The following is an 11147-nucleotide window of genomic DNA, read 5'->3' on the forward strand; positions in this document are numbered from 1 at the left end:
GTGCTGTCGAGCCTGGTCGACAAGGGCAACACCGTCCTGGTCATCGAGCACAACCTCGACGTGATCAAGACCTCCGACTGGGTCGTCGACATGGGGCCCGAGGGTGGCTCCCGCGGCGGCACCGTCATCGCCGAGGGCACCCCGGAGGACGTGGCCGCCAATCCCGACAGCTACACCGGACACTTCCTGGGGCCGATCCTCCGGTCCTCCGCGACGCCGGCCAGGGCGACCCGCAAGCGCTCCGCCGCCAAGAAGTCGTCGGCCCGCAAGACCTCGACGGCCCGGAAGCGGACCAGCGCCGGCTGAGTCCCGCCTGAGTGCCGCCTGAGCACGCTTGTCGTTCTCATGTTTCTGTCAGCGAGGCGCAGTACTGTCTGGGGCCTGCCCAGACCATGAGGAGCCCTGACATGACCCCTGACGGACTGAGCCGCCGCCACGCTCTCACCGGGGCCGCCACGCTGGGACTGGGGGCCGCCGCCCTGGCCGCCTGCGGCAACGACTCCAGCTCGAGCGCCGAGCCACCCGCCGCTGACGAGACCAGCAGCGGCAGCGGTGACGACACCGGCAACGACACCGGCAGCGGGACCGGCGGTGACACCGGCGCCGCGGCCCTGGCGACCACCGACCAGATCGCGGTCGGCGGCGGCGTCGTGTTCGGTGACCAGCAGGTCGTCGTCACGCAGCCGAAGAAGGGCGACTTCAGGGGCTTCTCGGCCGTGTGCACCCACCAGGGGTGCCTGGTCGGCGAGGTCAGCGGCGGGACGATCAACTGCCCCTGCCACGACAGCAGGTTCTCCGTCGACGACGGCTCCGTCGAGAGCGGCCCGGCCACCTCGCCGCTCTCGGAGGTCCGCCTCGACGTCCGGGGCAACAAGATCAACCTGGCCTGACGGTTCCTGTCCTGGGACGACACTCGTCCCGCCAGCGCAGGTCCCGCGGTGAGCGCCGTCGGTCGAGGCGGTCGTCGAGCACCCGGCGCGCGTCGTCGTACCGATCCGCGCGCAGGAGGGCGCAGATGCGGGTCTCCTCGAGGATCTCGCGCTGCGCGTCCGAGCCGCCGAGGCGAGGGCAGGCCCGGTCGAGAGCGGCCAGCGCGTCGGCCGCCTCGGAACAGCGCCCGTCCGCCATCTGCAGGAGCGCGGTCCCGAGCGGGGCCACGACCTCGCGGTGGACCGGGTGGGCATGGTCGGCCGCCCAGCGGGTGAGGGTGGCCAGCCCGGCCCGATCGCCGAGGGCGAGCTGGACGACGGCCGCGTGCATGGCCACGAACGGCGTGGCCGGCCGCTCCAGGATCTCCCGGTCGGTGGCGGCGGCGACCGCGGCGAGGTCGGGGACGTCGGTGGCGCCGGGTGTGATGGCCCAGCGGAAGAGCAGCGAGCCACTGTCGACGAGGGCACGACAGCCGAGCCCGGCCTCCGGGAGCAGCTGCGCGTCGTAGCGTCGGCGGACGGCGTCCAGATCGCCGAGGGAGAGCTCGTGCAGGGCGGCGTGCCAGGCGAAGTGGGTGAGGCTCTGCGCCTCGGCGCCCTCTCCGGCCAGCCACTGGTCCATCCAGGACAGGCCGCCCGCGTGGTCTCCCGTCTCGTAGTGGGCATGGGCGCGCGCGTGCGCCGAGTGTCCGGCCGCCGGTTCCTCGGCGAGCGAGCGGCAGGCGAGCTCCATCGCCTCGTCGAACCGACGTTGCTCCTGGCGGATGAACCCCAGCAGCCCGCCGAACCACCAGTCGTCGCCGTACGCCGGTGCGGCGCGCTCGACGATCGACCAGGCCTCCTCCGGCACCTCCGTCACGCCCGCGAAGGCGATGGTCGGGACCGCGACCGACAGCAGCAGCGCGTCGCGGGGGTAGGCGACCAGGTGGGCGACGAGGGGGCGCGAGTCGCCGCACACGTGGGCGGAGATCGCCTGGACGTGGCTGCGTTCGCGGGCCGTGCCCCGCACGGAGTGGAGGGCGGCGTCGCGCAGGCGGGCCTCGACGTCCACCGGGGCGCACAGCTCGTGGCCGAGCAGCGCGAGGGCCGCGTGCCCCAGGGCGAAGTGCGGGTCGTGCGCGATCGACTCGGCGGCGGCCTCGACGGCGCCGGCACGCAGGCACAGCAGGTCGCGCACCCCGCGCACGTAGGCGGCCTCCGCCTCCGGCCCCGTGCTCAGGGCGTAGCCGTACAAGTCCCGACCCAGCATGAAACCAGACTAATCGAGTCGACAAAACCGGACGGGAGCCGCGCCGTGTCGCCACCGGACCGTAGGGTTGGTGCGTGCCCAGATCCGTCCCGGAGAGATCGGCCCAGCGCAGCCCGGCGTCGTACCGCCCGGAGCCGGGTTCGATCCCCACCCAGCCGGGGGTCTACCGGTTCCGTGACCCGCAGGGTCGGGTGGTCTACGTCGGCAAGGCCAAGAACCTCCGCGCCAGGCTGTCGTCGTACTTCCAGGACATCGGCAACCTGCACCAGCGGACCGCGACCATGGTCACCACCGCGGCCAGCGTCGAGTGGACGGTGGTCAGCACCGAGGTCGAGGCGCTCCAGCTGGAGTACTCCTGGATCAAGGAGTACGACCCGCGCTTCAACGTCAAGTACCGCGACGACAAGTCCTACCCATGGCTGGCGGTGACCGTCGGTGACGAGTACCCGCGGGTGATGGTCGGTCGCGGCGCCAAGAAGAAGGGCACGAAGTACTTCGGCCCCTACAGCCACGCCTGGGCGATCCGCGAGACCGTCGACCTCCTGCTGCGGGTGTTCCCGATGCGCTCGTGCACCAACGGCGTCTTCAAGCGGTCGGCCCAGATCGGGCGGCCCTGCCTCCTCGGCTACATCGACAAGTGCTCCGCGCCGTGCGTCGGCAGCATCAGCGCCGAGGACCACCGCCGGATCGTCGACGACTTCTGCGACTTCATGGGCGGCCAGACCTCCGCGTTCGTCAAGCGGATCCGCAAGGAGATGTACGCCGCCTCCGAGGCGGAGGACTTCGAGAAGGCCGCCCGGCTCCGCGACGACCTCGCCGCCATGGAGAAGGCGCTCGAGAAGCAGGCCGTGGTGTTCGGCGACGGCACCGACGCCGACGTGATCGCCCTCGCCGAGGACCCGCTCGAGGTCGCGGTCCAGATCTTCTACGTCCGGGGCGGGCGCATCCGGGGACAGCGCGGCTGGGTGGCCGACCGGGTCGACGAGGGGGGCACGGCCGAGCTGGTCGAGGACTTCCTGCTCCAGCTGTACGCCGGAGACGCCGACAACATCCCGCGCGAGATCCTGGTGCCGGAGATGCCGCCCGATGCCGACACGTTCGAGCGGCTGCTCGGCGACCTGCGGGGCAGCCGGGTGCGGATCCGGGTGCCCCAGCGCGGCGACAAGAAGTCGCTCCAGGAGACGGTGGCCCGCAACGCCGGCCAGGCCCTGGTGCTGCACAAGACCAAGCGGGCCAGCGACCTCACCACCCGCAACCGTGCCCTGGAGGAGATCCAGCTCGCACTGGCCCTCGACGAGGTGCCGCTGCGGATCGAGTGCTACGACGTCTCCAACCTGCAGGGCACCGAGGTGGTCGCCTCGATGGTCGTCTTCGAGGACGGCCTGCCGCGCAAGGGCGAGTACCGCCGGTTCGTCATCCGCGGTGACTCCAACCCGTCGGGGGGACAGAACGACGTGGCCTCGATGCACGAGGTGATCACGCGCCGGTTCCGCCGCCTGCTCGACGAGCAGTCACGGGGCAGCGAGGTCGCGCTCGGAGACGGTGAGGAGGGACCGATGCTGGTCGACCCCGAGACCGGCCGGCCACGCAAGTTCGCCTACGCCCCCGGACTGGTCGTCGTCGACGGGGGCCAGCCGCAGGTGGCAGCGGCCCGGGAGGCGCTCGCGCAGCTCGGGATCGACGACGTACCGGTCTGCGGCCTGGCCAAGCGGCTGGAGGAGGTGTGGCTGCCCGGTGAGCCCGATCCGGTGATCATGGCGAGGTCGAGCGAGGGTCTCTACCTGCTGCAGCGGATCCGCGACGAGGCCCACCGCTTCGCGATCACCCACCACCGGAGCCGGCGGTCGAAGTCGATGGTCGAGAGCCTGCTCGACGACGTGCCGGGTCTCGGTGAGGTCCGGCGCAAGACGCTGCTCAAGCACTTCGGGTCGCTCAAGAAGCTGCGGGCCGCCAGCGTCGACGACATCGCGCAGGTTCCGGGCATCGGAACCCGCACCGCCACGGCGATCAAGGATGCCGTGGCGGCCGGAAGCGGTCAGACTGTCTCCGTCAACACCGCGACCGGTGAGATCGAGGAGGGCTAGGCGTGGCAGACCCGACGCGCGGCGAGCTGGTGGTGGTCACCGGGATGACCGGCGCCGGCCGCAGCACCGCGGCCAAGGAGCTGGAGGACCTCGGCTTCTACGTGGTCGACAACCTGCCCCCGAGCCTGCTCAAGGACGTCGTGCGGCTGGTCGACGAGAGCCGGGGGCTCCGGCAGCCGATCGCCGTCGTGGTCGACGTCCGCTCCGGCGCGTTCTTCGGGTCGCTGCGGGCCAACCTCGCCAAGGGCAAGATCGGCAACCGGCACGCGACGCTGGTCTTCCTGGAGGCGTCCGACGACGTCCTGGTCCGGCGCCAGGAGGCCGCGCGGCGTCCCCACCCGTTGCAGGCGGGTGGCCGGCTCCTCGACGGCCTCCAGCGCGAGCGCGAGGTCCTGGCCGACCTCCGCAGCGAGGCCGACCTGATCATCGACACCTCCGACCTCAACGTCCACCAGCTGACCTACCGCATCGGGGACGCCTTCGGCTCCCCGGACACCATGAACCTCAAGATCACCGTGGTCAGCTTCGGCTTCAAGTACGGCATCCCTCCGGACGCCGACTTCGTCGCCGACATGAGATTCCTGCCCAACCCGCACTGGGTTCCCGAGCTGCGTCCCCGGACCGGCCGCGACCCGGAGGTCGCCGCCTACGTTCGCGAGCGCCCGGGCGCCGAGGAGTTCCTCGAGGGCTACCTGGGCGTCCTCGAAGGTGTCACCCGGGGCTACCTCACCGAGGGCAAGCGGTTCATGACCGTGGCCGTCGGCTGCACCGGCGGGAAGCATCGCAGCGTCGCGATGACCGTCGAGATCGCCCGGCGGCTCGCGCAGCGCGGACACCACGTCCGGGCCACCCACCGCGACCTGGGGCGCGAGTGAGCGGCATGCGCGCGCAGTCGGCGGTGGCTCTCGGCGGCGGGCACGGCCTGCACGCCTCGCTGCACGCGCTGCGCCGCCTGGTCGACGAGCTGGTGCTCGACGAGCTGACCGCCGTCGTCACCGTGGCCGACAACGGCGGGTCGTCCGGGCGCCTCCGCGGCGAGTTCGGCGTGCTTCCGCCCGGCGACCTCCGGATGGCGCTGGCCGCCCTGACCCGCGGCGACGCGTGGGGGCGGACCTGGGAACAGGTCGTCCAGCACCGCTTCGAGGGCGACGGCGAGATGCGCGGTCACGTGGTCGGCAACCTGCTCATCGTGAGCCTGTGGGAGCTGCTCGGCGACCACGTGGAGGCCCTGCGCTACATGGGACGGCTGCTCGGCACGACCGGCCAGGTGCTGCCGATGGCCCTCACCCCGATGGACATCACCGCCGAGGTCCGGGGGCTCGACCCCGACGACCCGCGGGCGACCAGGACGGTGCGGGGTCAGGTCGCCGTCGCCACCACCGAGGGCGAGATCGTCTCGGTCGCGCTCGACCCCGCCGACCCCCAGGCCTGCCCGGAGGCGGTCGAGGCCCTGCGCGACGCCGACTGGGTCGTGCTCGGCCCCGGGTCGTGGTTCACCTCGGTGATCCCGCACCTGATGGTGCCGGACCTGCGCGAGGCGCTCGGCAAGACCGCCGCCCGCGTGGTGGTCGTGCTCAACCTGGCGGCGCAGGTGGGGGAGACCGGCGGGTTCGGTCCGGAGGACCACCTGGCCGCGCTGTTCGAGCACGCCCCCGGGCTCAAGGTCCACACCGTCCTGGCCGACTCCGGGAGCCTCACCGAGGTCGACGAGCTCGAGCAGGCGGTGGCGTCGTACGGCGCGCAGCTGGTCGTCGACGACGTCGCCCTGGGCGACGGCACGCCCCGCCACGACCCCGAAAAGCTCGCCCGCGCCTACGCGGCCATCTTCGAGGACGGCTGACAGCGGGGCCGGGTCGGACACATCCGGGGGTTGTTGACGGACGTGGCAGGATTCAGCCCATGGCGATGACCGCACAGGTGAAGGCAGAGCTCGCCAACACCCAGATCTCGAAGAACTGTTGTCGCAAGGCCGAGGTTGCCTCGATGCTGAGGTTCGCGGGGGGCCTGCACATCGTGAGCGGCAAGATCGTTGTCGAGGCCGAGCTCGACACCGGAGCAGCCGCCCGGCGGCTCCGCAAGGACGTCGCCGAGGTCTACGGCCACACTTCGGACGTGGTGATGATCCAGGGCAACGGCATCCGCAAGGGCAGCCGCTACCTGGTCCGCATCGTCAAGGACGGCGAGGCGCTGGCCCGTCAGACCGGTCTGCTCGACCAGCGTGGGCGGCCGGTGCGGGGTCTGCCGCCGCACGTGGTCTCGGGCGGAGGCTGTGACGCGGTCGCAGCCTGGCGCGGCGCGTTCCTGGCGCACGGCTCGCTCACCGAGCCGGGCCGCTCGTCGGCCCTCGAGGTCACCTGCCCGGGGCCCGAGGCGGCGCTCGCCCTGGTCGGCGTCTCCCGGAGGCTCGGCATCCAGGCCAAGGCCCGCGAGGTGCGCGGCGTCGACCGGGTCGTGATCCGCGACGGCGACGCGATCGGCGCGCTGCTGACCCGGGTCGGCGCCCACGAGACCCTGATGGCCTGGGAGGAGCGCCGGATGCGGCGCGAGGTCCGGGCCACCGCCAACCGGCTGGCCAACTTCGACGACGCCAACCTCCGGCGATCGGCTCGTGCCGCGGTCGCCGCCGGCGCCCGGGTGGAGCGGGCCCTGGAGATCCTCGCGGACGACGTACCCGACCATCTGCGCCTCGCCGGGACCCTGCGCCTGGAGCACAAGCAGGCCTCGCTCGAGGAGCTGGGACAGCTGCACGACCCGGTGCTCACCAAGGACGCCATCGCCGGGCGGATCCGGCGGCTCCTCGCCATGGCCGACAAGCGCGCCGAGGAGCTCGGCATCCCCGACACGGAGGCCTCGCTGACGCCCGAGATGCTGGCCGACGAGGCGTAGGTCTGCCCCCCGCGGAGGCGCGATAGGGTCGAGTGACAGCTCAGGGACCGAGACAGCCTTCAAATCGAAAAGCGGTAGGGAGCATCGCAGTGACCGTTCGCGTAGGTATCAATGGCTTCGGCCGGATCGGCCGCAACTTCTTCCGGGCCGTGCATGCCAGCGGCGCCGACATCGAGATCGTCGCGGTCAACGACCTGACCGACAACGCCTCGCTCGCCCACCTGCTCAAGTTCGACTCGATCCTGGGTCGGCTCGGCACCGATGTGACCTCGACGGAGTCCTCCATCAAGGTCGGCGACCAGGAGATCGCGGCCTTCGCCGAGCGCGACCCGGCCAGCCTCAAGTGGGCCGACGTGGGCGCCGACGTCGTGATCGAGTCCACCGGCTTCTTCACCGACGCCACCAAGGCCCGGGCCCACGTCGACGCCGGGGCCAAGAAGGTGATCATCTCCGCCCCGGCCTCGAACGAGGACATCACCGTGGTGATGGGCGTCAACCACGAGCAGTACGACGGCGACGCCCACACCGTCATCTCCAACGCCTCGTGCACCACCAACTGCCTCGCCCCGATGGCCAAGGCGCTCCACGAGGAGTTCGGCATCGTCAAGGGCCTGATGACGACCATCCACGCCTACACCGCCGACCAGAACCTGCAGGACAACATCCACAAGGACCCGCGCCGGGCGCGGGCAGCGGCCATCAACCTGGTGCCTACCTCCACCGGTGCGGCCAAGGCGATCGGCCTGGTCATGCCCGAGCTCAAGGGCAGGCTCGACGGCTACGCCGTACGCGTGCCGACCCCGACCGGCTCGGCGACCGACCTGACCTTCGAGGCGGGCCGCGAGACCTCCGTCGACGAGGTCAACGCCGCGGTCGAGAAGGCGGCGGACGGGCGGTTCCTGCGCTACTCCACCGACCCGCTCGTCTCCTCCGACATCGTCACCGACCCGGCCTCGTGCATCTTCGACGCGCCGCTGACCAAGGTGATCGGCAACCAGGTCAAGGTGGTCGGCTGGTACGACAACGAGTGGGGCTACTCCAACCGCCTCGCCGACCTGGTGACCCACATCGGCGACTCGCTCTGACCGTGGCTCGGGAACAGAACGGGATCGAGAGCCTGGGCGATCTCCGCGGGAAGCGCGTGCTCGTGCGCAGCGACCTCAACGTGCCCCTGGACGGCAGCACCATCACCGACGACGGGCGGATCCGGGCCAGCGTGCCCACGATCAGCCGGCTGGCCGAGAGCGGTGCCCGCGTGGTCGTGGCCGCCCACCTGGGGCGCCCGAAGGGCAAACCCGACCCGGCGTACTCCCTGGCCCCGGTCGCCGAGCGACTCGGCGAGCTGCTCGGCCGCAAGGTCGCCTTCGCCACCGACACGGTCGGGGAGAGCGCCAGCGAGACCGTCGAGGCACTGCAGGACGGCGAGGTCGCCGTGCTCGAGAACGTCCGCTTCAACGCCGGGGAGACCAGCGGTGAGGACGAGGTCCGGGCCGCCTTCGCCGCCGAGCTCGCCAAGCTCGCCGACGCCTTCGTGTCCGACGGGTTCGGCGTGGTGCACCGCAAGCAGGCCTCCGTCTACGACGTCGCGCTGAGGCTGCCCCACGCCATGGGTCAGCTGGTCGCGACCGAGCTCGACGTGCTGCGGCGGCTCACCACCGACCCCGAGCGGCCCTACGTCGTCGTGCTCGGAGGGTCCAAGGTCTCCGACAAGCTCGGCGTGATCGACAACCTGCTCGACAAGGCCGACAAGCTGCTCATCGGCGGCGGCATGGTCTTCACCTTCCTCAAGGCCCTCGGCCACGAGGTCGGCACGAGCCTGCTCGAGGAGGACCAGCTCGACATCTGCCGCGACTACCTCGCCCGCGCGAAGGAGTCCGGGGTCGAGATCGTGCTGCCGACCGACATCGTCGTCGACACCGCCTTCCCTTCCGACGACCGCACGCCCCAGCCGACCGTCGTACCCGCCTCCGGGATCCCCGCCGACGCGCTGGGCCTCGACATCGGGCCGGACTCCGCCCAGGCGTTCGCCGCCGAGCTCGCCGAGGCCCGCACCGTCTTCTGGAACGGGCCGATGGGGGTCTTCGAGACCGACGCCTTCGCTGCCGGGACCCGCGCCGTCGCCGAGGCACTGACGAAGGTCTCCGGACTGTCGGTCGTCGGCGGAGGCGACTCGGCGGCCGCCGTGCGCCTGCTCGGGTTTGACGAGTCGGCGTTCGGGCACATCTCGACCGGCGGCGGCGCGAGCCTCGAGTACCTCGAGGGCAAGGACCTGCCCGGCATCGCCGTCCTCGAACGCTGACCCGCCCGAAACTGACCCGAAACTCCGCTGACCCGCCCGAAAGTTTCGGGCGGGTCACCGAAAGAACCGAGGAGCACATGGCCGAGACCCGCACGCCCCTGATGGCCGGGAACTGGAAGATGAACCTCAACCACCAGGAAGCGGTGGTCCTCGTCCAGAAGCTGGCCTGGACCCTGGCGGACAAGAAGCACGATTACTCACAGGTCGAGGTGGTGGTGCTGCCGCCGTACACCGACCTGCGCTCCGTGCAGACCCTGGTGGACGGTGACCAGCTGCTGGTGCGGTACGGCGCCCAGGACCTCTCCACGCAGGACAGCGGCGCCTACACGGGCGAGATCTCGGCGGGCATGCTGGCCAAGCTGGGATGCTCCTACGTCGTCGTGGGGCACTCCGAGCGGCGTCAGCACCACGCCGAGTCCGACGAGGTCGTCAACGCGAAGGCGAAGAAGGCGCTGGAAGCCGAGATGACGCCGATCGTGTGCGTCGGTGAGGGACTCGAGGTCCGCCAGGCAGGGGAGCACGTGGCTCACACCCTCGCCCAGGTGGACGGCTCCCTGGCCGGGATCTCCGCGGAGCAGGTCGCCGGTCTGGTGGTGGCCTACGAGCCGGTCTGGGCCATCGGCACCGGCGAGGTGGCCACGCCCGACGACGCGCAGGAGGTCTGTGCGGCGATCCGCGAGCGGATCCGTGAGGTCCACGGCGACGCTGCCGCCGACGGCGTACGCATCCTGTACGGCGGCTCGGTCAAGGCCGCGAACGTCGCGGGGATCATGGACAAGGGCGACGTGGACGGCTGCCTGGTGGGCGGCGCCAGCCTCCAGGCGGACGAGTTCGGCGGAATTTGTCGTTTCTATGACATGCCGTTGCTGTGATCGCCCCGGCGTGACGTAGCATTCAGGCCGTGATTCTGCTCTTCACCATCGTGCTCGTCGTTTCGAGCGCCCTGATGATCCTGCTGGTGCTGCTCCACAAGGGCCGCGGCGGCGGACTGTCCGACATGTTCGGGGGTGGCGTGTCCAGCTCCCTGGGCGGCTCGTCGGTCGCGGAGCGGAACCTCGACCGACTCACGATCGGGATCGGTGTGATCTGGTTCGCCTGCATCATCGCCCTGGGCCTGCTCCTGGCCTACCAGAGTTGAGAGAGGACCGCTGACGTGGCAGTTGGAGGAAACGCAATTCGCGGAAGTCGGGTCGGTGCCGGCCCGATGGGTGAGGCCGAGCGCGGCGAGGCTGCGCCCCGCCAGGCAGTCACCTACTTCTGCTCCCACGAGCACCGCTCGGTGGTGACGTTCTCGGTGGAGGCCCAGCCGCCCGACTCGTGGGACTGCCCCAAGTGCGGACTGCCGGCCAGCATGGACAGTGACAACCCGCCGCCGGCGCCCAAGATCGAGCCCTACAAGACGCACCTCGCCTACGTGAAGGAGCGTCGCTCGGACGCCGAGGCGGCCAACATCCTCGACGAGGCCCTGCAGCTGCTGCGCACCCGCCGCAAGGCCGGCGAGATCATCTTCTGATCGAGTCGGCGCGTCTGCTGACGTCTGGGGCGTCGAGTCGGCGCGTCTGCTGACGTTTGGGACGTCGAGTCGGCGCGTCTGCTCAGGCTGTGATGCGGTGCCCCGCTCGGCGGCGAGCCTCGATCGCGCCCTGGACCAACAGGTCATCGCAGTCGCGCCGAAGGCCGAACACGTTGGCGGCAACGAA

Annotated in this window: 11 protein-coding genes and 1 pseudogene; 11 read left to right on the top strand and 1 reads right to left on the bottom strand. The window is 71.1% G+C overall.

The genetic code is table 11. The annotated features are described in order from the left end of the window. Together VFN12_RS08290 and VFN12_RS08295 are read left to right on the top strand one after the other, a co-directional pair. Positions 1 to 306: pseudogene (locus VFN12_RS08290) on the top strand (excinuclease ABC subunit A); the annotation flags it as partial. 101 nt (positions 307 to 407) lie between these two features. Further along, entirely contained in the window at positions 408 to 890 is a 483-nt protein-coding gene (locus tag VFN12_RS08295) for a Rieske (2Fe-2S) protein (protein ID WP_325118168.1), read from the top strand. On the opposite strand, the gene VFN12_RS08300 is transcribed toward VFN12_RS08295, so the two are convergent. Beyond that, positions 877 to 2178, bottom strand: coding sequence for a pyridine nucleotide-disulfide oxidoreductase (locus VFN12_RS08300; protein ID WP_325118169.1), 1302 nt, complete (start codon positions 2176 to 2178; stop codon positions 877 to 879). The two genes, VFN12_RS08295 and VFN12_RS08300, sit on opposite strands and share 14 nt — an antisense overlap. Before the next feature lie 74 nt (positions 2179 to 2252). Between VFN12_RS08300 and uvrC the strand changes: the two genes are divergently transcribed. From uvrC to VFN12_RS08345, 9 genes are all read left to right on the top strand, one after another. After that, the gene (gene uvrC, locus VFN12_RS08305) at positions 2253 to 4262 is read left to right on the top strand and encodes an excinuclease ABC subunit UvrC (RefSeq protein ID WP_325118170.1); all 2010 of its coding nucleotides are present in this window, start codon (positions 2253 to 2255) and stop codon (positions 4260 to 4262) included. A 2-nt stretch (positions 4263 to 4264) separates the two neighbouring features. Further along, the gene (gene rapZ / locus VFN12_RS08310) at positions 4265 to 5137 is read left to right on the top strand and encodes an RNase adapter RapZ (RefSeq protein WP_414690018.1); all 873 of its coding nucleotides are present in this window, start codon (positions 4265 to 4267) and stop codon (positions 5135 to 5137) included. A 5-nt stretch (positions 5138 to 5142) separates the two neighbouring features. After that, positions 5143 to 6102 (top strand): uridine diphosphate-N-acetylglucosamine-binding protein YvcK, encoded by a 960-nt coding sequence (locus tag VFN12_RS08315; RefSeq protein WP_325118171.1) that lies wholly within the window; start codon positions 5143 to 5145, stop codon positions 6100 to 6102. 59 nt (positions 6103 to 6161) lie between these two features. Next, positions 6162 to 7148: a DNA-binding protein WhiA gene (gene whiA / locus VFN12_RS08320; RefSeq protein ID WP_325118172.1), complete on the top strand. Its 987-nt coding sequence runs from the start codon at positions 6162 to 6164 to the stop codon at positions 7146 to 7148. Positions 7149 to 7237: 89 nt separating this feature from the next. Next, positions 7238 to 8233, top strand: coding sequence for a type I glyceraldehyde-3-phosphate dehydrogenase (gene gap / locus VFN12_RS08325; RefSeq protein ID WP_325118173.1), 996 nt, complete (start codon positions 7238 to 7240; stop codon positions 8231 to 8233). A gap of 2 nt (positions 8234 to 8235) precedes the next feature. Beyond that, positions 8236 to 9447, top strand: coding sequence for a phosphoglycerate kinase (locus VFN12_RS08330; RefSeq protein ID WP_325118174.1), 1212 nt, complete (start codon positions 8236 to 8238; stop codon positions 9445 to 9447). 77 nt (positions 9448 to 9524) lie between these two features. Next, positions 9525 to 10319, top strand: coding sequence for a triose-phosphate isomerase (tpiA, locus tag VFN12_RS08335; protein WP_325118175.1), 795 nt, complete (start codon positions 9525 to 9527; stop codon positions 10317 to 10319). 29 nt (positions 10320 to 10348) lie between these two features. After that, positions 10349 to 10585: a preprotein translocase subunit SecG gene (secG, locus tag VFN12_RS08340; protein WP_325118176.1), complete on the top strand. Its 237-nt coding sequence runs from the start codon at positions 10349 to 10351 to the stop codon at positions 10583 to 10585. A 15-nt stretch (positions 10586 to 10600) separates the two neighbouring features. Beyond that, positions 10601 to 10960: an RNA polymerase-binding protein RbpA gene (locus tag VFN12_RS08345; RefSeq protein WP_325118177.1), complete on the top strand. Its 360-nt coding sequence runs from the start codon at positions 10601 to 10603 to the stop codon at positions 10958 to 10960. Positions 10961 to 11147 lie beyond the last annotated feature (187 nt).

This window comes from Nocardioides sp. (genome assembly GCF_035703625.1).
GTDB lineage: Bacteria > Actinomycetota > Actinomycetes > Propionibacteriales > Nocardioidaceae > Nocardioides.

Excerpts from the sequence above, each read along its gene's own strand:
- VFN12_RS08295 (WP_325118168.1), top strand. The coding sequence starts at position 408 with ATGACCCCTGACGGACTGAGCCGCCGCCACGCTCTCACCGGGGCCGCC.
- VFN12_RS08300 (WP_325118169.1), bottom strand. The coding sequence starts at position 2,178 with ATGCTGGGTCGGGACTTGTACGGCTACGCCCTGAGCACGGGGCCGGAG.
- VFN12_RS08315 (WP_325118171.1), top strand. The coding sequence starts at position 5,143 with ATGCGCGCGCAGTCGGCGGTGGCTCTCGGCGGCGGGCACGGCCTGCAC.
- whiA (WP_325118172.1), top strand. The coding sequence starts at position 6,162 with ATGGCGATGACCGCACAGGTGAAGGCAGAGCTCGCCAACACCCAGATC.
- tpiA (WP_325118175.1), top strand. The coding sequence starts at position 9,525 with ATGGCCGAGACCCGCACGCCCCTGATGGCCGGGAACTGGAAGATGAAC.